Annotated in this window: 14 protein-coding genes; 6 read left to right on the plus strand and 8 right to left on the minus strand. The window is 69.4% G+C overall.

The features are described from left to right. The first annotated feature begins 195 nt into the window (after nucleotides 1-195). A complete protein-coding gene (locus F8O03_RS02605) occupies nucleotides 196-843 on the plus strand; it encodes a hypothetical protein (RefSeq protein WP_151422257.1) in 648 nt (215 codons plus the stop codon). Between the two features lie 2 nt (nucleotides 844-845). After that, nucleotides 846-1,133 carry a PDDEXK family nuclease gene (locus F8O03_RS02610; protein ID WP_151422258.1) on the plus strand — a complete coding sequence of 96 codons (288 nt, stop codon included), beginning with the start codon at nucleotides 846-848 and terminating at the stop codon, nucleotides 1,131-1,133. A gap of 85 nt (nucleotides 1,134-1,218) precedes the next feature. Here F8O03_RS02610 and F8O03_RS02615 read toward each other — a convergent pair whose 3' ends face one another. The 3 genes from F8O03_RS02615 to F8O03_RS02625 form a co-directional block, all read right to left on the minus strand. Continuing rightward, the gene (locus F8O03_RS02615) at nucleotides 1,219-3,720 is read right to left on the minus strand and encodes a glycoside hydrolase family 65 protein (RefSeq protein WP_104254117.1); all 2,502 of its coding nucleotides are present in this window, start codon (nucleotides 3,718-3,720) and stop codon (nucleotides 1,219-1,221) included. Beyond that, nucleotides 3,717-4,532, minus strand: coding sequence for an HAD family hydrolase (locus F8O03_RS02620; RefSeq protein WP_244295853.1), 816 nt, complete (start codon nucleotides 4,530-4,532; stop codon nucleotides 3,717-3,719). Before F8O03_RS02620 ends, F8O03_RS02615 begins: the two co-directional genes overlap by 4 nt. Before the next feature lie 190 nt (nucleotides 4,533-4,722). Further along, nucleotides 4,723-5,373, minus strand: coding sequence for a helix-turn-helix domain-containing protein (locus F8O03_RS02625; RefSeq protein ID WP_244295856.1), 651 nt, complete (start codon nucleotides 5,371-5,373; stop codon nucleotides 4,723-4,725). 58 nt (nucleotides 5,374-5,431) lie between these two features. Between F8O03_RS02625 and F8O03_RS02630 the strand changes: the two genes are divergently transcribed. Further along, nucleotides 5,432-6,418: an NAD(P)/FAD-dependent oxidoreductase gene (locus F8O03_RS02630; RefSeq protein ID WP_151422260.1), complete on the plus strand. Its 987-nt coding sequence runs from the start codon at nucleotides 5,432-5,434 to the stop codon at nucleotides 6,416-6,418. Nucleotides 6,419-6,464: 46 nt separating this feature from the next. Here F8O03_RS02630 and F8O03_RS02635 read toward each other — a convergent pair whose 3' ends face one another. Both F8O03_RS02635 and F8O03_RS02640 read right to left on the minus strand, forming a co-directional pair. Continuing rightward, entirely contained in the window at nucleotides 6,465-8,870 is a 2,406-nt protein-coding gene (locus F8O03_RS02635; RefSeq protein WP_151422261.1) for a PhoX family protein, read from the minus strand. A gap of 101 nt (nucleotides 8,871-8,971) precedes the next feature. Then, the gene (locus F8O03_RS02640) at nucleotides 8,972-9,646 is read right to left on the minus strand and encodes a GntR family transcriptional regulator (protein ID WP_151422262.1); all 675 of its coding nucleotides are present in this window, start codon (nucleotides 9,644-9,646) and stop codon (nucleotides 8,972-8,974) included. A 334-nt stretch (nucleotides 9,647-9,980) separates the two neighbouring features. On the opposite strand from F8O03_RS02640, the gene F8O03_RS02645 reads away from it, so the two are divergent. The 3 genes from F8O03_RS02645 to F8O03_RS02660 all read left to right on the plus strand — a co-directional run bounded on the left by F8O03_RS02645 (nucleotide 9,981) and on the right by F8O03_RS02660 (nucleotide 14,354). Next, nucleotides 9,981-11,015, plus strand: a complete 1,035-nt coding sequence (locus F8O03_RS02645) for an LLM class flavin-dependent oxidoreductase (RefSeq protein ID WP_104254111.1) — start codon at nucleotides 9,981-9,983, stop codon at nucleotides 11,013-11,015. Between the two features lie 139 nt (nucleotides 11,016-11,154). Further along, nucleotides 11,155-12,624: an NAD-dependent succinate-semialdehyde dehydrogenase gene (locus F8O03_RS02650; RefSeq protein WP_151422263.1), complete on the plus strand. Its 1,470-nt coding sequence runs from the start codon at nucleotides 11,155-11,157 to the stop codon at nucleotides 12,622-12,624. Nucleotides 12,625-13,274: 650 nt separating this feature from the next. Further along, on the plus strand, nucleotides 13,275-14,354 hold the full coding sequence (locus F8O03_RS02660) for a hypothetical protein (RefSeq protein ID WP_151422265.1): 1,080 nt from the start codon (nucleotides 13,275-13,277) through the stop codon (nucleotides 14,352-14,354). Between the two features lie 118 nt (nucleotides 14,355-14,472). Here F8O03_RS02660 and F8O03_RS02665 read toward each other — a convergent pair whose 3' ends face one another. The 3 genes from F8O03_RS02665 to F8O03_RS02675 are packed head-to-tail and all read right to left on the minus strand — an operon-like array spanning nucleotide 14,473 to nucleotide 20,878. Continuing rightward, nucleotides 14,473-15,246, minus strand: a complete 774-nt coding sequence (locus F8O03_RS02665; protein WP_151422266.1) for a DNA-formamidopyrimidine glycosylase family protein — start codon at nucleotides 15,244-15,246, stop codon at nucleotides 14,473-14,475. Beyond that, nucleotides 15,233-15,925 (minus strand): pentapeptide repeat-containing protein, encoded by a 693-nt coding sequence (locus F8O03_RS02670; protein ID WP_151422267.1) that lies wholly within the window; start codon nucleotides 15,923-15,925, stop codon nucleotides 15,233-15,235. Before F8O03_RS02670 ends, F8O03_RS02665 begins: the two co-directional genes overlap by 14 nt. A 30-nt stretch (nucleotides 15,926-15,955) precedes the next feature. After that, nucleotides 15,956-20,878: an Lhr family ATP-dependent helicase gene (locus tag F8O03_RS02675; protein ID WP_151422268.1), complete on the minus strand. Its 4,923-nt coding sequence runs from the start codon at nucleotides 20,876-20,878 to the stop codon at nucleotides 15,956-15,958. Nucleotides 20,879-20,941 lie beyond the last annotated feature (63 nt).

The raw sequence follows: 20,941 nt of genomic DNA on the forward strand, positions 1-20,941 counted from the left end.
GAGAGGCTCATTGGCTGGCACCGTTCGGCGACTGGATGCGCGAAAGGGCACTTTGCCTGGCAGAGATCGATCGACCCAGGGACTACAGAGAGAGGCCTGCGCCACTCGGGGGTCAGGAACCCTGTGGATACGGACTTGTCCACAGGTGCCGGTCACACCTCGAGTGGCAAGCAGCAGCGAACTTAGCGTCGCGGCATGCGCACTCCTCGACCCCTGCCGGAGAACCTCACGACGAGCGAGGGATTCTCGACCGCACAAGCCGTCGACAACGGAGTCACGAGGAAGCGGATGAGGGCGCGCGACCTCACGGCGTCGCATCACGGCATCCGAGTGTCTGCTCGGGATCTCAGCCCGTATGACCTCGATGAGAGCTTCGCACGGGCGGGGCTCCTCGACGGGCAGGCGCTCGCATGCGCGTCGGGTGCACGGTGGTGGGGTCTCCCGCTGCCAAGGGCGTTGGAGGATGAGATGGTGACACACGTCGCGGTCGCGCAGCCGGCGCACCCGCCGACTGGCAAGCGGATACGCGGGTATCGTCTCGACGCGAGGCGCTTCGAGACGTTCGAGCACAGAGGAGTGCTGACCCTCTCGCCAGCGACCCTGCTCGCGCAGCTCGCAGCGCGGCTCGATCTGACGAGGACGGTGGTGTTCGCGGATGCGCTGCGCACGTCGTTCGACTGCTCTCCGAGTCGAAGCCCCCTCGTCCGGCTTCACCCCCTCGAAGAGCTTCACGCAGTTGCGCAGCGCTGGAAGGGGCGGCCTGGGGCCGCGAATCTCCGAGCAGCGCTCGAGCTCTCGCGGGAGGGGTCGGAATCCCCAAGGAGACCGAGCTCCGGCTGCTGATCATGGGCGCGGGGTTCCCCGAGCCGGTCATCCAGTACAAGCTGGATGTGCCCGGATACGGGAACGCGCGCATCGACCTCGCGTATATCGGGGAGAAGATCGCCATCGAGTACGAGGGCGAGGGTCATTTCTTCGACGCCGCTGCCGCTCGCCGGGCCCTGGAGCGAACCGAGGCGCTGCAGCGGGCCGGCTGGCGTGTGATCCGGGTGACGGATGCCGACCTCCGTCGGCCTTGGAATCTGTTCGAGAGCATCCGCCGCGCCCTCGCCGAGTGCGGGGCCCTGCAGTGAACGCCGAAGGTCTGGAGCTCACGCGGAAACGGCGACGCCGCCTGCAGGTGCAGACGGCGTCGCCGTTCGTGAAGGTGGGGAGTCGCTAGTCGAGGCCCGGGTCGAGGACCGCGTGGTCGACCGAGATCGTGGGAATGGATGCCGTGATGACGGAGCCGTCTTCGCGGATGGAGCCCTCGATGTCGCTGAGCGTCGGGTACCCCTCGAGCTCCCGGACGGCGCCGAGCTTGACGGTGGTCGGCTCGCCTGGGGCGATCGCGACGCGGCGTCCGCGCACGAACACCTCGGCGCCCGAACCGGTCTCGGCGGTGAACGTCATCAACTCCTGCTCCAGGTCGACGCGGATGCGCGACCCGCGCAGCGTGAGGTGGAACTCGAGACGCGGCCAGTCCGCTGGGAGGCGGGGATCGAAGGTGATCTTCCCGCCGTGGTCGCGCATCCCGCCGAAGCCGTAGACGAGCGCGCTCCAGATGCCGCCCGTGGAGGCGATGTGGATGCCGTCGCTCGTGTTGTGGTGCAGGTTCGCGATGTCGACGAACAGGGCCGTGGAGAAGTAGTGCTCCGCGAGATCCGCGTAGCCGACCTCCGCCGCGATGATCGACTGCACGACCGCGGAGAGCGACGAGTCGCCCGTCGTGAGCGCGTCGTAGTACTCGAAGTCCTTGCGCTTCTGCTCCGGCGTGAACTCGTTGCCCTGCAGGAGCAGCGCGAGTACGACGTCGGCCTGCTTGAGCACCTGGAACCGGTAGATGACGAGCGGGTGGAAGTGCAGCAGCAGCGGGCGCTGCGACGGCGGCGTGTTCTCGAGGTCCCACAGCTCCTTCTCGAGGAACTGCGCGTCCTGAGGGTGGATGCCGAGCTTCTCGTCGAATGGCAGGTACATGGCCTCGGCGGCGGCGGCCCACTCGACCAGCTCTTCCTCGGCGAGGTGGAGGCGCATCGTGAGGCGTTCGAAGGAGGCCGGGTCGGTCTCGCGGAGGCGCTCGCACGCGGTGTAAGCCGCACGCAGGTTCGCCTTGGCCATGACGTTCGTGTACAGGTTGTCGTTGACGACGGTCGTGTACTCGTCGGGTCCGGTGACGCCGTGGATGTGGAAGTGGTCGTCTCCGCCGGTGCGCCAGAAGCCCAGGTCAGCCCAGAGGCGGGCTGTCTCGACGAGGATGTCGATGGCGCCCTGAGCGAGGAGCTCGTCGTCGCCCGTGGCTGAGACGTACTGCATGAGGGCATGCGAGATGTCCGCGTCGATGTGGTACTGGGCGGTGCCGGCTGCGTAGTAGGCGGACGACTCGAGGCCGTTGATGGTGCGCCACGGGAAGAGCGCGCCCTTCTGGTTCATCTCGTGCGCCCGCTGGCGTGCCGCGTCGAGCATCTGGTGCCGGAAGCGGAGTGCGTTGCGTGCCACGTTCGGGGCCGTGTAGCTGAGGAACGGGAGGACGTACACCTCGGTGTCCCAGAAGTAGTGGCCGCCGTATCCGGAGCCGGAGACGCCCTTCGCGGCGATGCCGCCGCCGTCGGTGCGGGCCGTGGCCTGGGCGAGCTGGAAGAGGTTCCAGCGCGTCGCCTGCTGGTACACGGGGTGGCCGTGGATGACGATGTCGCTGCGGTCCCAGAAATCGTCGAGCCACTCGCGCTGCCACGTGTACACGTCGTCGACGGGGATCTCGCGCATGCGGTCGAGGGTGCGGTCGGCGCGGTCGGCGAGCTCGCGCGTGGGCACGCTCTTCGACGTGTGGTACGCGACGTGCTTGATGATGCGCACTGGCATGCCCGGTTCGGCGCGCACGCGGAAGGCGGTCTCGGCGAAGTCGGCGTCGACGCGGGTCGTCGCATCCCACTCGTTGTCGGTGATGATGTCGTGGTCTGCCGCGACTGCGATGGTCATGCCCGAGTGCGTGGTGCGGTAGGCGAGCATCGAGCGGAGGCCCTCCTCGCGTGCGATGCGGGACTGGAGGACGCGGTCGGTGAACGATTCCGCCTTGCGCGGGTCGAACGCGACCTCGGTCTCCTTCTTGCCGCGCTGGAACTCGTCGCCGCCGTCCTGGCGGTTGATGATCTGGCTCGACAGCAGGATGGATGCGCCGCGGTCGACCATCTCGACCTCGTAGTCGAGGAGCATGTAGTGGCGGTCGGTGAACGACACGAGGCGGTGCGAGCGGATGCGCACGTGCTTGCCCGACGGCGTGCGCCAGTCGAGCTCGCGGGTCAGGACGCCGTCCTTGAACGAGAGCACGCGCGAGTAGGAGAGCAGGTCTGCTTCGCTGATGACGAGCGGCTCGTCGTCGACGAAGAGGCGGATGATCTTCGCGTCTGGGACGTTGACGATCGTCTGCCCGACCTGGGCGAAGCCGAACGCGTCCTCGGCGTGGCGGATGGGCCACGTCTCGTGGAATCCGTTGATGAAGGTTCCGTACATGTAGCCGTCGCGGCTCTCTTCGAGGTTGCCTCGGAGGCCGAGGTAGCCGTTCCCGGTGGCGAAGAGCGTCTCGACGAGACCCTGCGAGTTGGCGTCGAATTCGTGCTCGACGAGTGCCCACTCGTCGAGCGGGAACCGGTGCCGGTCCAGCGGGTCTTCCGTGGAGAGGTTCATGCGTTGCCTTCCTTGCTGTCAGAGGCGACAGCCTTGCTGTCTGAGGCGACAGCCTTGCTGTCTGAGGCGACAGTCGTGCTGTCTGAGTTCGTGAACACCGGCACGAGCTCTGCGAGGTCATCGACCACGGTGTCGGCCCCGGAGGACATGAGCTCTTCGTGGCTCGCCTCGCGGGACACTCCGATGACCAGGCCGAAGTCGCCGTCGCGTCCTGCTTGCACGCCGGAGTGGGCGTCCTCGACGACGACGCACTGCGCCGCGGTGAGGCCGAGCAGCTGGGCCGCGTAGAGGTAGGTGTCCGGGGCCGGCTTGCCGGCGATGCCGTGCTGTGCGGCGACGAGGCCGTCGACGACGGTCTCGAATCGGTCGAGGAGGCCGGCCGCCGTGAGCACGGGTACCGCGTTGCGGGAGCTGGAGACGACGGCGACGCGCAGGCCGTGCTCGACGGCGGCGTTCAGGAACTCGACGGACCCGGGGTAGGCCTTGACGCCGGTTTCGGCGAGTTCCGAGTTGAAGGTGTCGTTCTTGCGGTTGCCGAGGCCGCACACGGTCTCGAGTTCGGGCGAGTCCTCGGGGGTGCCGTCCTCGAGCGTGATGTCGCGGGAGGCGAGGAACGACCGGACGCCGTCGTAGCGGGGTTTGCCGTCGATGTATCGCAGGTAGTCGTCGTCGGTGTACGCGGGGCCGACGCCTTTGAGCGTGAGGTAGTCGGTGAAGAGCCTCGCCCATGCGCGCATGTGCACCTCGGCGGTCGGCGTGATGACGCCGTCGAGGTCGAAGAGTATGGCTTGTGAACTGGTGAGCTGTGTCACGTCTCGAAGACGAGGAGCGATCATTGCATCCAACCTTGCATCGTTGGGTGGCGCCGTGACGCCGTTCTATGGTGCACGACAGAATTCACCGGTGTGCTCCTCCCTCGATGCACACCGCAGATCCCCGGCGCGGTGATCAATATCGTAGGGCGTCCTGGGGGTGGGATGCGTCCATTTTCGGACGATCCGTTCAGCCTGTTTCGTGGATGTGGCTGCGCTCCGCCTGACGGCTGAAGAGGGAGAGGATCTCGAGGGTCGTCGCGCCGTCGTTGGTCATGGAGTGCGGTCGGGTCGTGTCGAATTCTGCGGCTTCCCCTGCTTCGAGGATCGTGACCTCCTCGTCGAGCTGCAGGCGGAGTCGGCCTGCTAGGACGTAGCACCATTCGGTGCCTTCGTGGACGCGCAGCTGGACGGGCTTGCTGCGGTCCGCGGGCTTCTGCGGGGCGACGAGCACTTTGAAGGCCTGCATGCCGTCGGTTGCGCGCGAGAGCGCGAGGTAGACGCGGTCTCCGCGCTTGACGGGTTTCGGGTGGATGCGCGGGTCGCCGGTGGAGGGGGCGCCGACGAGGTCGTCGAGCGGCACTCGGTAGCAGCGCGCGAGTGGGAGGAGCACGTCGAGGGAAGGTCGACGTCCGCCGGATTCGAGGCGCGAGAGCGTGCTGACGCTGAGGTCGGTCTCGTCGGCGACCTCGCTGAGGGTCATGCCCCGCGCTTGTCGGATCTCGCGGAGCCGCGGTGCGACACGGCTGAGCGCTTCGGGGATGCTGGCCGTCTGCTCCGAGGCCGTGTCTGGTCCGGCCGTGTGGGCGGTGTGGTCTGACCCCTGGTGCACATCCATCATGTTGCGAACCTAGCAAACGGAATTGCCAAAAGCGAGACTCGGCGCGGAGACTCGACGCATGACACATCAGGATGCGCCGCTGCGAGCGGCAGACACCGAGGCTCAGCTGTGGGACGCCGTCGTGATCGGGGCCGGCCCAGCCGGGCTGAGCACTGCGCTGACGCTCACGAGGGGGCGCCGGCGCGTCCTCGTGATCGACCACGGGGTCCCGCGGAATCGCTTCACCGACCACATGCACGGGGTGCTCGGTCACGAGGGGCTCGCGCCTGGCGAGCTGCGCAGAATCGGAAGGGCCGAGGTCGAGGCGCACGAGGGCGTCTTCGAGGACGCCCAGGTCGCGGCGGTGGACTCGGTCACCGACGGCGACGGCACCCGCGTGCGCATCGCGACGACCGATGGCCGGACCTTCCGGGCGCGGGCAGTTGTGGTGGCGACGGGGCTCCGCGACGAGCTCCCCAACCTGCCCGGATTGCGTGCGCTCTGGGGTCGTGGCGTGTACGCGTGCCCGTTCTGCGACGGCTACGAGCATCGCGACCGACCGATGGCCGTGCTCGCGAACGGCGACCATTCAGACATGAAGGCCCACCTCCTGCGCCAATGGAGCGCTGACCTCGTGCTCCTCGTGAACGGGGCGTTTGCGCTCGGCGAGGCCGAGGCGAGGGCGCTCACCGCGCGGGGGATCCGCATCGAGCGCTCCGGTGTCGACGAGGTGCTCGCGGGTGACGACAACCGTGTGCGGGGCGTGCGCCTCGCGAACGGCACCGAGCTGGCACTCGAGGCGATCTTCACGAATCCTGCCTTCGTGCCACTGACGGACTTCCTCGAAGGGGTCGAGGTGCGGGGCACCGAGCATCCGGACGCCCGCGTCTGGGTCGTCGGCAACGCGGGAGACCCGCGCGCCAACGTGCCCGTCTCGATCGGCCAGGGTGCGACGGCCGGGGGTGACGTCGCGTTCGCCCTGCTCATGGATGAGATCGCAGCGGCGACCGCGGACAGCGAACCGTCCGTGGTGGAGAGCGCGGTGTCCGCGGAGGCCGCCGCCTGAGTCCAGTCCCTGCCTTGAGGTGCAGCGGTCAGGTCGCCCGGGGCCCCTAGTCTCGCAGCGCGTCGCCCTCGCCGGCCTCGGCGGGGCGTTCGCCCCGCCTGCGGATGGCGGTCGCCGTCGCGAGGGCGCCGGCGGCCAGGACGGCCGCCCCGCCGATAGCCGGAGCGAGCAGCTCACCACCGGTGGATGCGAGTCCGTCGGGCGTCGCGGTGGGGCTCGGGGATGCCGTGGCCCAGCCCGGTGCCGAGGCGCTCGGCGTGGGAGTCCCGGTCGCGCCTGGCGTGCCAGTGGGAGAGGCGGTCGGCGTCAGGGATGGGGTTGAGGTCGGTGCGGGCGTTGCTGTCGGGGACACCGTCGGGGTCGGCGGGACCGGCACCTCGACGAGCTGCTCCTTGGGAAGCACCTGCACGATGGTGGGCCGGGGGCCGGCGAACGAGCCTGCCGGCGCGGGCGTTCCAACGGGGACGAAGTCGGGGAACAGCGAGTTCTGCGTCTCGAAGGAGCCGTCTTCTCCGGGGTGTTGGACGGCGACGAACACGTGACGCTCGCTGTCGTGGATGACGGGCCCGCACGTCTCGCTCTCGCGAGGCACGGCCAGGAACTGCTCGACGTTGCCGCGGTCGGGGCCCTCCAGCGTCACGCGGAAGAGGCCGTCGTTGTAGCCGATCGTGCTCGGGGCGCCGTCGGTCGAGATCCAGAGGTTCCCGACGGAGTCGAACGCGAGGTTGTCCGGGCAGGAGATGGGCGACACCTGCGCCGCGGGGAAGCCGGAGAAGTACGCCGACGAGTTCGTGGCAGGGTCGCCGCAGAGCAGCAGCAGGTTCCAGGTGAAGCTCGTGGCCGTCTGGTCGCCCCCTGCCTCGGTGATCTCGACGACGTGCCCGTCGCGGTTCTCGGCGCGCGGGTTGGCCTCGTCGGCACCGGCGCGGCCCGGGGTGCCGCGGTTCGTGTTGTTGGTGCAGGCGACGTAGACCTTCCCGGTGAAGGGGTTCGGCTCCACATCCTCACAGCGATCCATCTTGGTGGCGCCTGCGAGGTCTGCGGCGAGGCGAGTGTTGACGAGCACCTGGTCGACCGACATGCCGGCGATCTGGGATGCCCCGCCGACGACCAGCGGCAGCCAGGTGCCGGTGCCGTCGAAGGCCGCGTCGCTCGGGAGCGCGCCCGACCCCGTGATCTCCGAGGCGGGGGAGTTGCCCGCGAACTGCGCGACGTAGAGGTCGCCGTTGGCGAGCAGCGTCATGTTGTGGGCGCGGTTGCCTTCGATGTACGTGTCGCGGGACACGAACTTGTACAGGTAGTCGAAGCGCTCGTCGTCACCGGTGTAGGCCACGACCTTGCCGTTCGCGGCGATCGAGATGTTGGCGCCCTCATGCTTGAGGCGACCCAGCATCGAGTGCTTTTTCGGTGTGCTCGTCGGGTCGAGCGGGTCGATCTCGATGATCCAGCCGAAGCGGTTGGCTTCGTTCTCGTACCCGGCGTTCCGGGTGTCGAAGCGAGGCGCATCCAGCTCCCAGCCGCGCGCCGTCTCGCTGTCGGAGAGACCGTACCGCTTGTCCTCCGCGGAGACCCCGGGGGAACGGAAGTAGCCGTTGAAGTTCTCCTCGCCGGAGAGGATGGTGCCCCACGGGGTTGTGCCGCCCGCGCAGTTGCCGAGTGTTCCCTTGACCCAGCGGCCGGCTGGGTCTTCCACGGTCGTGAGGAGCGGCGATCCAGCGGCTGGCCCCGTGACCTCGTAGACCGTGTTGAGCAGGAAGCGGCGGTTGCGTTCGGCGCCCACGACGTAGTTCCAGGGGTGCTCGGCGGAGGTCCGCTCGAGTTCCACGACCGTGAGGCCGTGTGCGGCACGGCTGACGGCCCGCACCCGCGCCTGCTCGTTCTCGAGCTGCGCTGCAGGGAACATGATGTTCTCGTTCGTGTACTCGTGGTTGACGAAGAGCACGGCGCGCAGGCCGTCGGTGCCGTCGAGCGGCAGGATGTCGGTGTAGTCGCAGTTGTAGCCGAACTGTCGGGCCTGCGCCGCCTCCGTCTGGTCCTCCGGGTCGAAGAGCGGGCTGTCGGCGAAGAGCGGGTCTCCCCAGCGGATCAGGGCACGCCAGTCGTAGCCGTCCGGCACCGTGAACGTGTCGGACATCGCGTCGACGGGCGAGATCGGTGAGAACTCGAGCGGCGAGGCGGCGGGACCGAACGGTGACGCGCTCGGAGCAGCCTCGGCGCGCGGCGCGCCGCTGAAGGCGAGGGTGATGGCGCCCGCGAGTCCGGCGCTCGCGCCGAGCATCGTGCGGCGTGAGAGCTGCGCGGACACGATGTCGCGGAAGTAGGCGTTCGACGAGGTGTTGCAGACCTCGCCCGTGCACGCGTTGGCGCACTTGAGGGCGCAGGTCACTGGGCTGCGCTTGCCCTTCGTGTGCCCGAGCATCGGGAGGAACGTGCGGCGCGAGACATCGGTCATGGGAGAACTCCTTCGTCGGGGGACTCGACGAAGGCAAGCAGCGCGCGAGGAACGGAGGATGGTCGCCGGGTGAATGCCCGGTGAATCCGCGTGAGGGCTGCCTAACGCGGGACGGTTGACGGACGCGGGAGGGCTGCCCGCAGCGTGGCGAGGTGGTGCTCGCGAATCGCGGCCTCGATCTCGGCGTGCGGCGCCCCGGACTCGACGAGCTCGATCTGCCGCTCATGCTCGACGAGTGAGGATCTGGTGTGCTCCGGCACGAACCCGAGCGTCGAGTGGCGCACCTGGGTGAGCCTGTGCCTGGTCCGTTCGACGAGCTCCAGGAGGTGCGCGTTCGGGCATCGCCGGTAGAGCACGCGGTGGAAGCGCGCATTCAGGTCCATGAACGCGACGGCGTCGAGGGCGTCGATCGCCTGCCGCATCGACTCGGTGATCTGGCGGGCCTCCGCGAGGTCGGCCGGCGTCAGGTGCGGGGCCGCGCTCGCGGTTGCGTAGCCCCCGAGCACCGCAAGCGATTCGAGGGTCTGCGAGAAGAGCTCGGGGTTGAGGCCGGACACCTGCGCGCCGACGTTGCGTTCGAAGGTGACGGCGCCCTCGGCTTCGAGCATCCGGATCGCTTCGCGGACGGGCACGGTGCTCACGCCGATCTGGTTCGCGATGGACCCCAGCACGAGGCGGTGGCCCGGAGGGAACGTGCCATCGGAGATGCGCTCGTTGAGGTAGTCGTAGGCGAGGCGCGCTTTGCCGGGCGCCAGGGTCTCGAGAGTTCGTGCCACAGTCTCCACGCTCCACCTCTTGCTTCATTGCCGGGGTAGGAGCGACCATATACGCCGCCGACTCGCGGTTCGTCCACCTGGGCCGGTGCCGAGGCGAGGCCCGCCTGAGTTGACGTGCCCGGGTATTTCTTGGCATCATCATCGAACTTCATTCGATTGCATAGATCGCCGCCTCGGCCAGACGGGCTCGCAGCGTGGCAGTCGACCACAAGCCGCGCCGCCTCGGGGATGCCGTGTTCCCCCGGGGCGGCGCTTTTTTGTCCCCGCCGAGCTTCAGGCGGATGGCTTCCGGCAGTAGAGTTCATGCAATTGCATTGAAATGGATGGAGCTGCCATGACCGGCACGATCGAGTTCGGCCTCAACACCTTCGGCGACGCGACCAACGACCTCCAAGGGCAGCCGCGTTCGCACGCCCAGGTCATCCGCGACGTCATCGAAGAAGGTGTCCTCGCCGAGCAGGTCGGCATCGACGCGTTCGCGGTCGGCGAGCACCACAGGGATGACTTCGCGATCTCGACCCCGGAGACCGTGCTCGCCGCCATCGCCGCCCGCACCGAGCGCATCCGCCTCGGCAGTGCAGTGACCGTGCTCAGCTCCGACGATCCCGTGCGCGTCTTCCAGCGCTTCTCGACCGTCGACGCCATCTCCAACGGGCGCGCCGAGGTCATGCTCGGCCGCGGCTCCTTCACCGAGTCCTTCCCCCTCTTCGGACTGAACCTCCAGGACTACGAGGTGCTCTTCGAGGAGAAGCTCGACCTGTTCATGAAGATCGCGGCGGGCGGGCCGGTGAGCTGGAGCGGAACCGTTCGGGGCGCGCTCAACGACGTGACCGTGCATCCGCAGCTCGAAGAAGGGCGCCTTCGCACGTGGGCTGCCGTCGGCGGAACCCCGCAGTCCGTCGTGCGCGCCGCGCAGTACTCGATGCCGCTCATGCTCGCGATCATCGGCGGCGAATCGGCACGCTTTGCACCGTTCGCCAACCTCTACCGGAAGGCCAACGAGCAGTTCGGCCAACCCAACGGCCCCATCGGCGCGCACTCGCCCGGGCACATCGCCGAGACCGACGAGCAGGCGCGCGAGGAGCACTGGCTGAACTACCGGACCATGATGATGCGCATCGGCAAGGAACGCGGCTGGTCGCCTATGCAGTACGAGCAGTACGTGCAGGAGGCGGGGGAGCGCGGTGCGCTCTACGTCGGGTCGCCGGAGACCGTCGCACGCAAGATCGCCGCGACCGTGCAGGTGCTCGGACTCCAGCGCTTCGACCTCAAGTACAGCGCGGGCACGCTCCCGCACGAGCACAGCATGAAGGCCATCGAGCTCTACGGAACGAAGGTCATCCCCATGGTGAGGGACCTCCTCGCCTGATTGTGCGGATGCACGGCCCCGGGCTTGTGGGCTGGGCGAATTGCTCGTGAAGCGCCCAGCCCGCACGAGTAGCGTTGGAGCCCGGAGAACGCTTGAGCCCGCCACACTCGAGCCCGCCAACAACCGAGGAGTTTGCACTATGACGTACCCCAACGAAGCGGAACTGCTTGCGAAGGTCCCCGGCCAGCTGTTCATCGGCGGCGAATGGGTGGACGGCGCGGACGAGCCCTTCGCGGTCAACGACCCGTCGACCGGCACGGCCCTGAAGCACATCGCCAACGCCAACCCAGAGCAGGGCATTCAGGCGCTCGACGCGGCTGTCGCCGCTCAGGAGGACTTCGCGCGCATGGCCCCCCGTGAGCGCGGCGAGATCCTCCGCCGCGCCTTCGACATCCTGCAGGAGCGCCGCGACGAGATGGCGCTCATCATGACGCTCGAGATGGGCAAGCCCCTCGCGGAGGCGCAGGGCGAGGTCACCTACGGTGGCGAGTTCCTGCGCTGGTTCAGCGAGGAAGCCGTGCGCGTGCACGGCCGCTACGGCACGCAGCCGGAGGGCACCGGACGCATGATCGTCTCGAAGCATCCGGTCGGCCCCGCGTTCCTCATCACTCCGTGGAACTTCCCGCTCGCGATGGCGACGCGCAAGATCGCGCCAGCGATCGCCGCAGGCTGCACCTCGGTCGTGAAGCCCGCATCCCTCACCCCCCTCACCACGCTCTACTTCGTGAAGATCCTCGAAGAGGCCGGCCTGCCCAAGGGGGTAGTGAACGTCATCACGACCCGCAGCACCGCCGCCGTCTCGTCGCCGATCATCGCCGACCCGCGCCTCCGCAAGATCTCGTTCACCGGCTCGACCGGAGTCGGCCAGGGCCTCATGAAGGAGGCAACGAAGAACGTGCTGCGCACGTCCATGGAGCTCGGCGGCAACGCGCCGTTCGTCGTCTTCGAGGACGCCGACCTGGACAAGGCCGTCGAAGGCGTCATCGCGGCGAAGTTCCGCAACATCGGGCAGGCCTGCACGGCCGCGAACCGCATCCTCGTGCACACGGACGTCGCCGATGAGTTCGCGCGTCGCGTCACCGAGAAGGTGTCGTCGTTCAAGATCGGGCGCGGCACCGAGGAGGGTGTCGTCATCGGCCCGCTCGTCGAGGACAAAGCCGTCGACAAGGTCGCGTCGCTCGTCGACTCGGCCGTCGCCGCTGGTGCCGAGCTGCTCCACGGCGGCAAGCGCGTCGAAGGCGACGGCTCCTTCTACGAGCCGACCGTGCTCAACCGCACCCCATCCTCCAGCGAGATCTTCCGCGAGGAGATCTTCGGACCCGTCCTCTCGATCACGACGTTCGCCGACGAGGAAGAGGCCATCCGCCTCGCCAACGACACCGAGTACGGCCTCGTCTCCTACGTGTTCACCGAAGACCTGAAGCGCGGCCAGCGCCTCATCGACCGCATCGAGACGGGCATGATGGGCCTCAACATCGGCGTGCTCTCCAACGCCGCGGCGCCGTTCGGCGGCGTCAAGATGTCGGGCATCGGCCGCGAGGGCGGCTTCGAGGGCATCGAGGAGTACCTGTACACCAAGTACACGCTGACCCCGAACCCCTACGCGTAAGCACCCGCACCTCCCACATCCACCGATCCCGCCGTCAGCCTCGTGCTGGCGGCGGGATCGTCGTCTGACGCTCCGCGCCTCCCCGTCTCCGCGTCTCCGCGTCCCCTTGCCTTCGCGCCTCCCCGTCTCCGCGTCTCCGCGTACCGCGCTTCCGCGTCCCCGCGTCCCCGCGTTTTCGAGTCTCCGCGTCCCCTTGCCTTCGCGCTCTCCGCGTCCCCGTGCCCTCCGCGTCTTCGCGCTTCCGCATCTTCGCGCCCTTCGCGTCCCCGCGTTTTCGAGTCTCCGCGTCCCCTTGCCTTCGCGCTCTCCGCGTCCCCGTGCCCTCCGCGTCTCCGCGCTTCCGCCTCCACTGCCGCCCGCGCCCCCCTCACCCCACGCCCGCCCCCACCCGCCCCTGAAGCGCAGAGTTGTGAGAAGGTGCTGCTCCGGTGCGGAGGAGCTGCACTTCTCCATAACTGTGTTTCGCGCGGCAGCGCAGCGTCGGCCAGGGCAAGGATCAGCGTTGTGGGAGAACGCTCCTGCGACGCCGCAGAGCGACACCTCGCCACAACTCTCTCGGTGCCGCGGCGGGTCGGACCGGGACCGCCGCGGTTCTCCACAAGCAGAGAGAACGCTCGTCCCAGCGCCCGGAACCCTCATAGCCTCGAGCGGTGGATGCAGGCAGCAGGAGCGGCGCGGGCAAGGCCAGCCGACGAGGCGACGACGCTGGGCGCGCAACGGGACGCGAGCCGCGCATCCCATTGCCCAGCGAGCTTCGATACTCCGCGTTCAGCGTCGCCGACGCTCGCGCCGCGGGCGTCTCCCGCGGACGCCTCAGAAACCGGACAGAGGGACGGCCCTTCCACGGCGTGCGGGTTCCAGAGGTCCTGAGCGCTCCGGGAGAGATCGATCGCCTGCTCGGCCTCCACGGCGCCCGCGATGAGTTCGAGGCGCTCGCCGAGCGGATGCGGGACCTCGATCGCAGCTATGTGCCGATCATGTCCGCCGTTCAGGCGTTCGGCGGTGTCTCAGCGGTACGTCTCTGCGGCCTCCCGCTGCCGCTCCGTCTGCTTCGGGACCCGACGGTGCATGTCATCGTGCCGAAAGGGCGAAATCCGCCGCGGGCGAGGGGCGTCTCGGCGCGATCCGTTCCGGCGAGGTTCTGGAGCGTCCACGCATTGCGCGGCGCCAGCATCGCGTCGCCTGAGCTCCTGTACTGTCTGCTGGCGCGCGACCTGAGCGTGCGCGAACTCGTTCAGTTGGGCGACGCGCTGGTCTCCGAAGCAGGCAACTATCCTGGCCGCACGCTGCCGTGGGCGCTCACGAGCAGGGAACGGCTGACTGCGGCAGTCGACGCGTGGGCGGGATGCGCGGGGGCGGCGCCACTCCGAGCCGCCACGGGGCTGCTTCGGGATGGCGTCGAGTCGCCGTGGGAGACGGTGACACGTCTCGTGCTGGTTGAATCCGGGTATCCCGAGCCTGCGGTGAACTTCCAGCTCATGTCGGGGATGCGCAAGATCGCTCGCCTCGATCTCGCCGATCTGCGCGCGCGCATTGCGTACGAGTACGACGGGGACGGCCATCGGAAGGACAAGCGCCAGTGGCGTCTCGATGTCACGCGCAGTCGTGAGATCCAGGGTGAGCGCTGGAGCCACGTCCGCCTCACGGTGGCTGATCTGGAGCCGGCCACCGGTTTGGAGACCTTCACGTCCTACGCGCACCGACTCCGAGCCGAGCGGCTTGCCGGATGACGTGCGCGCGGGGATCAGCGTTGTGGCAAAGCGTCGTCAGTGTTCAGCGGAGCTGCAACTTTCCACAACTCTGCAGAGGGTGCGGATGCGGGCGCGGGTGCGGGTGCGGGTGCGGCGCTCACGGGGCGGGCTGGCAGCTGGGGCACCAGGCGGCGACGCGCTCCCTGCCCTGCAGGCCGCGGCGGATGCGTGTTCCGCAGCGCAAGCACGGTTTGCCGTACCTGCCGTAGACATACGTTCGCTTCCCCGGACGCAGGTCCCCGGTCGTCGTCCGCTCCACCCGGTCGCGGTTCGCGACGATGAGCTTGTGGCCCAGCTCGACGAGCCGGTCGAGGTCGCCGGCCCCGGAGACGGGGGTGTGCGGGTGCAGGCCGCGCAGGAACAGCAGCTCGGTCACGTACACGTTCCCGAGGCCTGCGAGGTTCCGCTGCTCGAGGAGCGCGCCGGCCAGTTCCGCGTCCGGCTCGCGCCGAAGGTTCTCCACCGCGAGGGCCGCATCCCAGGAGTCGCCGAGCAGGTCGGGGCCGAGGTGGCCGACCGCATCCTCCTCGTCGTCGCGCGACAGCATCTCGACAACCGGCAGCTCGAAACCCACGGCGGTTCCGGCGGCGGTGCCGAGGACGACTCTCGCGAGGTAGTCAGGGCGGGGCCACCTCCCACCGAGCTGCACGAGCTGCCAGCTGCCGTCCATGCCGAGGTGCGTGTGCAGGGTGTGCTCGCCGATGCGCGTCAGCAGGTGCTTGCCTCGCGGCACGACCCCGTCGACGGTGAGGCCGCTGAGGTCGAGCGCCGCATACTTCGGGACCCGCAGCTCGAAGCGGGTCAGCTGCCGGCCGGCCAGGGCGCGGTTCAGGCGGGTCGCTGCGCGGTAGACGGTGTCACCTTCCGGCATCACGCACCTCGATGCCGAGGTGTGCCGCGAGGTGGGGAGCAAGCGCCTCGAGCTGGGAGGGCGTCACCGTGACGCCGCGGAGCCCCTCGAGACCCGTGATGGTCGAGAACTCCAGGCCGCGCAGGTCGACGTGCTCGAGGCGTGCGCCCGTGACATCGAGGATGCCGGTGCGACTCTCCGTGAACGCGACGCGCTTCGCCGTGGCGCCGCCCAGGTCGATCTCGTCGAACGCGCAGTCCGCGAACTGCACGTCGGTCAGGGTGGAGCCTCGCAGGTTCACGTAGCCGAGACGATTGTCGCGGAACTCGACATTCTGGAGGTCGCTCTCGTGGAGGTCGGCCGAGCCGAGCCGCGAGGCCGACCACGAGACGGAGCGGAACGACTGCCGCTGTCCCTGGACGACGGGCACCTCGACGCGCTCCAGCACGCACTCGCTCACCCGCCCCGAGTGGAGCAGGAGCCTGCGGGCGGTGAGCCCCTCGATGCGGCACTCGGAGAAGGTCACGCCGGCGGCGTCGATCTCCTCACCCTGCACGTCGACGAAGTGCTGCAGCTCGTGGACCCGCGCTGTCGCGAAGTCCACGGCACGCGCCTCGTCGAGTTCCGGCAGGAACGGTGCCTCGATCCTCGCCTCGGTGCCGCCTGTCCTGCTTCCTCGTCGTCCGCGTGCTGCTGCCAATGCGTTTCCTTTCCGTCGTGGTGTTGGGGGTCAATTGCCGGGGCGCATCCGCAGGCCGCGGGTCGTGAGCGAGAACCCACCCTCCTGCAGCATGCTCGCGAGGGGCGTCTCGAGCACGAACGTGCCATCGACGCGCTCGATCACGAGGTTCGGGATGCGTGCGCGCCGCACGGTCTCGGCGAGCGAACGGGCGGCCGCACGGAGGACGTCGTCCGAGTCGGTGAAGGTGAGCAGCGTCTTCCCGCCGCGTTCGACGTACAGGGCGAGGTCTCCGTCGACCATCGTGACGAGCCCGCCCGCCTTCCTGCCTGGCCGGTGCTTGGTCTGCGACTCCTCGGCGTCCGGCCAGGCGAGGGCCGCGCCGTACGGGTTCGCGGGGTCGGTGGCGGCGAGCGTGAGCGTCTGGAAGCGCTTCTCGCCGTCGAGCTCGAGCGTGAAGCTCCGCAGGCGGTCGACGGCGCCGACCGTCGAGAACTGGGCGGCGCCGAGCTTCTCGATGAAGTACCCGCGCCTGGCCTTGCCGGATTCCTCGAAGCGAGCGAGGACGCGGTACACGAGGGCGAACCCGCCGAGCACCTCTTCGGCCATGACGCTGCCCCGGGTCACGATGCCGTAGCGATCGAGGAGGAGGTCGCCGATGGCGAGGCCCCGCTCGGTGGCGTCGCTCACGCCGTTCAGCCCGAGGGTCCATCTGCCGCTCGTGTGCGGCTGGGAGGGGGCGGGGCGCTGGGATGCGAAGGCGGATGCGGTGGGGCTGCCGGTGGAGTCGCTCGGCGCCATGGCGACGCGGCCGCGGTAGAGCCTGCCGCGGGCGGCGCGGCTCGGGGCTCGGTGCGCGGAGGTGCTGGCAGAGCCGGGACCACCGGAGAGGAGGGCGCGCAGCGGCGCGAGGGTGTCGTTGGTCACGCGTCCCTGCCAGACGAGCGCCCAGAGGGCGTCGGAGAGCTCGCGGTCGCTGATCGACTCGGGTTCGAGCATCAGGCGGACGTGCCTCGACAGCTGGGGGAAGAAACCGGGGCCCGAGCCGGCGAGCGCGTCGAGGAGGTGCCGGCCGCGCGCATCCGGCTCGCCCTCGGGCTGGTCGGGAAGCGTGAGGTGCGCCGTGTCTGCCAGGTGCAGGCTGATCCATCCATCGCTCGAGCCGATGGCTCCGTGCCCTCGCCACAGCACCTCGCCGGCGGTTGTGAGCTCGTCGAGCATGCTGGGGTGGTAGTCCCGGACCCGGGCGGGCAGGATGAGCGTCTCGAGTGCGGATGCGGGGACGGGTACTCCCGCGAGCTGGTCGATGACGGTGATGAGGCCGTCGATGCCGCGCAGGTCGCCGCCGACGTGCTGCCAGGCTGGCAGGAATCTGGCGAAGGCGGAGTGGTCGACCGGTTCGATCTCGCTGCGGAGCGCGGCGAGGGAGCGGGCCCGGAGTCGTTTGAGCACGGTCTCGTCGACCCACTCGGAGCCCTCGCGGTCTGGGCGGAACTCGCCCTCGACGACGCGGCGGGCCAGCTCGAGACGGGTGAGCGCCTCACGCACGACGGCCTGCCCGGTGCCGTAGCGCTCTGCGACCTCGGCGACGGAGAATGGCCCGTGCGAGCGCGCGTAGCGGGAGACGAGATCGCCGACCGGGTCGTCGACGGGGTCGATGAAGGCGACAGGGACACCGATCGGCAGCGCCACTCCGAGCGCGTCGCGGAGCCTGCTGGCGTCCTCGATCGCGGCGATGCGCTCGACGCCGGCGATGCGCACACGGAGGGCGCGCTTGGCGCTGATGAGCTCCGCCGCGTACTGCTCGGCGACCTCGATGCTCGCGCCGGGCCGTGTCTCGCCGGCCGCTTCGCTCTCCTCCCGTTCCTCGTCGTGCTCGCCGCCCGGCGCCTCGAGCTCGTCGGTGCCCCGAAGGTCGTCGCCGAGCAGACGCTCGGCGATCTCCTCGACGCTGATGGGCCCGAGCACACGCAGCAGGTCGGCGACGCCTTCAGCATCGCGGGCCCGCCGGTCCGGTGCCGTGCGCTGCAGCTCAGCCTCGAGTCTGGCGATGACATTGGCGTCGAGGAGCTCGCGCAGCTCGACTCGACCGAGCAGGTCTGCCAGGAGGCTCGTGTCGAGTGCCAGCGCGGCCGCCCGGCGCTCCGCGAGTGGGCTGTCGCCCTCGTACATGAACGCACCCACGTAGCCGAACAGCAGCGTTCGCGCGAACGGCGAGGCCTGCTCCGTGGTGACGTCGACGAGGCGGACCTCGCGCCCGGCGATGCGCTTGGCGAGATCGACCAGCGCGTCGAGGTCGTAGACGTCGTGCAGCACCTCTCGAACGGCTTCGAGGATGATCGGGAACGTCGGGTACTGCTTGGCGACGTCGAGCAGCTGTGCCGCCTTCTGTCGCTGCTGCCAGAGCGGGGAACGCTTGCCGGGGTTGAGCCGGGGGAGCAGCAGCGCCCGGGCCGCGGCCTCGCGGAAGCGCGAGGCGAAGAGCGCGGAGCCGCCCACCTCGCGTGCCACGATCTGCTCGATCTCGTCGGCTTCGAGGGCGAACAGCTCGGCTCCGGGCGGTTCGGCGTCGCCTTCGGGGATGCGAACGATGATGCCGTCATCGCTTGCGACGACTCCGCCGTCGAGTCCGTACTGGTCCCGGATGCGCGCGGCGACGATGAGACCCCACGGCGAGTGGACGGGGGAGCCGTACGGGGAGTGCAGGATGATGCGCCAGTCGCCGAGCTCGTCCCGAGTGCGCTCGACGATGAGCGTGTGGTCGCTCGGCACCTGCCCCGTCGCGTCCTGCTGCTCGCGAACGTAGGCGACGGCGTTCTGCACGGCGTTGTCGTCCATGAGCGTCGAGAGCGCTTCCGGCACGCGCCCCTTGGCGGCGATCTCGCGGGTGATGGCGCCGATGGCCTGTCCGAGCTCGGAGGGGCGTCCGAGTGCGTCCCCGGTCCAGAAGGGCAGTCGCCCCGGCTGGCCGTAGGCGGGGGTCACGAGGACACGATCGAACGTGATCTCGGCGATGCGCCAGCTCGTCGCGCCGAGGGCGAAGATGTCGCCGACTCGCGATTCGTAGACCATCTCCTCGTCGAGCTCGCCGACGCGGCGCGGGCCGCGCTGCGCGTCGGCGTCTTCGGACCCGGCGAGGAAGACCCCGAAGAGCCCTCGGTCTGGGATGGTGCCGCCCGAGGTCACCGCCAGCCGGGCGGCGCCCGGTCGGCCCGTGAGTCGACCGAGATCGCGGTCCCACACGAGGCGGGGCCGCAGCTCGGAGAACTGGTCGGACGGGTACTTGCCGGAGAGGAGGTCGAGCGTCGCCTCGAACAGGGGGCGCGACAGCGAGGCGAACGGGGCCGAGCGGCGGACGAGGTCGAACCACTCCTCGACGTCGAGGTCCTCGATGGCGGCGGCCGCGATGGTCTGCTGGGCGAGCACGTCGAGCGGGTTGGCGAGCACGCGCATCCGCTCGATCTGCCCTGTCACCATGCGGGAGGCGAGCACGGAGGAGTGCAGTACGTCTGCCCGGTGCTTGGGGAAGATCGTGCCCTCCGAGGTCTCGCCGACCTGGTGCCCGGCGCGGCCGACCCGTTGGAGGCCGCTCGCGACCGACGGCGGCGACTCGACCTGCACGACGAGGTCGACGTCGCCCATGTCGATGCCGAGCTCAAGGCTCGAGGTCGCGACGACGCAGCGCAGCGTGCCGCTCTTGAGCGCGTTCTCGACCTCGGCGCGAGACTCCTTCGAGACGGAGCCGTGGTGGGCGCGTGCAAACGACAGCGGGGCGCCGGCGGACTGGCCTGCCTGTCCCATCGCCTCTGCAGGCGGCCGCTTCGGGTCTGGCTTGGGCTTGGCGCTGTGGTCGCCGGAGGACCAGCGCACACCGGGTGCCGCGGCACCGTACGGGGCGTCGGCCTGGGCGGCCTCGATCGACGGGGCGTCGACCGCCGCGCGCTCCTCCGCGATCTCGTTGAGCCGCGCCGTGAGGCGCTCGGCGAGTCGCCGTGAGTTGACGAACACGATCGTGGAGCGGTGCGACTCGACGAGGTCGGCGATGGACTCCTCGATGTGCGGCCACACGGAGCCGCTCTCCTCTGCGTCGACCTTCGGATCCCGCAGGGTCCCCGCGGCGGCGCCCGCTTCGAAGTCGGCGAACGGGTCGGCGTCGCCGATGGCACCGGATGCGTCGGCGGAGGTCGGCGTGGCAGCCCCTGCCCTGGTCATCCCGATGTCGCTGAGGTCTTCGACCGGGACGCGCACCTCGAGCTTGAACGTCTTCGTGCTCGGCGGCGCGACGACCTTGACGGGCGCGTTGCCGGCGAGGAAGCGCGACATCTCGTCGAGCGGACGCACGGTCGCCGAGAGCCCGATGCGCTGCGCCGGCTTGTCGAGGAGCGCGTCGAGCCGCTCGAGCGTCAGCGCCATGTGGGCTCCGCGCTTGCTCGAGGCGACGGCGTGCACCTCATCGATGATGACGGTGGTCACGCCGGTGAGCGTCTTCCGCGCCTGGGAGGTGAGCATGAGGTAGAGCGACTCTGGCGTCGTGATGAGGATGTCTGGCGGGTTGCGCAGCTGCTGCCTGCGCTCGGCCGGGGTCGTGTCGCCGGAGCGCACGCCCACGCGGATGTCTGGAGCGATGGCACCGAGCCGCCTCGCCGTCTGCGTGATGCCGACGAGCGGCGAGTGCAGGTTGCGTTCGACGTCGACGCCGAGGGCCTTGAGGGGAGACAGGTACACGACTCGGGTGCGACGCTCGGCGTTCGGCTCCGAACTCTGCGCGCCGCGTTCGGCGGCCAGCTGGTCGATCGCCCAGAGGAACGCGCTGAGCGTCTTGCCCGAACCGGTCGGTGCCACGACGAGCGTGTGGTGGCCGTCGGCGATCTCGCGCCAGGATGCGTCCTGGACGGCAGTGGGGCCGACGAAGGCGCCTTGGAACCATTCCCGCGTGGCGGGTGAGAACGCATCCAGCGCGGTCGATTTCGGCATGGGGACAACAGAACCACACACCACCGACATCAGCCTTCAGGAGGACCGGATCAACCCCGCGGA

The sequence above is a fragment of the Pseudoclavibacter terrae genome, from assembly GCF_008831075.1.
GTDB lineage: Bacteria > Actinomycetota > Actinomycetes > Actinomycetales > Microbacteriaceae > Pseudoclavibacter > Pseudoclavibacter terrae.

Excerpts from the sequence above, each read along its gene's own strand:
- F8O03_RS02610 (WP_151422258.1), top strand. The coding sequence starts at position 846 with ATGGGCGCGGGGTTCCCCGAGCCGGTCATCCAGTACAAGCTGGATGTG.
- F8O03_RS02675 (WP_151422268.1), bottom strand. The coding sequence starts at position 20,878 with ATGCCGAAATCGACCGCGCTGGATGCGTTCTCACCCGCCACGCGGGAA.
- F8O03_RS02630 (WP_151422260.1), top strand. The coding sequence starts at position 5,432 with ATGACACATCAGGATGCGCCGCTGCGAGCGGCAGACACCGAGGCTCAG.
- F8O03_RS02650 (WP_151422263.1), top strand. The coding sequence starts at position 11,155 with ATGACGTACCCCAACGAAGCGGAACTGCTTGCGAAGGTCCCCGGCCAG.
- F8O03_RS02625 (WP_244295856.1), bottom strand. The coding sequence starts at position 5,373 with ATGATGGATGTGCACCAGGGGTCAGACCACACCGCCCACACGGCCGGA.
- F8O03_RS02645 (WP_104254111.1), top strand. The coding sequence starts at position 9,981 with ATGACCGGCACGATCGAGTTCGGCCTCAACACCTTCGGCGACGCGACC.
- F8O03_RS02615 (WP_104254117.1), bottom strand. The coding sequence starts at position 3,720 with ATGAACCTCTCCACGGAAGACCCGCTGGACCGGCACCGGTTCCCGCTC.
- F8O03_RS02665 (WP_151422266.1), bottom strand. The coding sequence starts at position 15,246 with ATGCCGGAAGGTGACACCGTCTACCGCGCAGCGACCCGCCTGAACCGC.
- F8O03_RS02635 (WP_151422261.1), bottom strand. The coding sequence starts at position 8,870 with ATGACCGATGTCTCGCGCCGCACGTTCCTCCCGATGCTCGGGCACACG.
- F8O03_RS02605 (WP_151422257.1), top strand. The coding sequence starts at position 196 with ATGCGCACTCCTCGACCCCTGCCGGAGAACCTCACGACGAGCGAGGGA.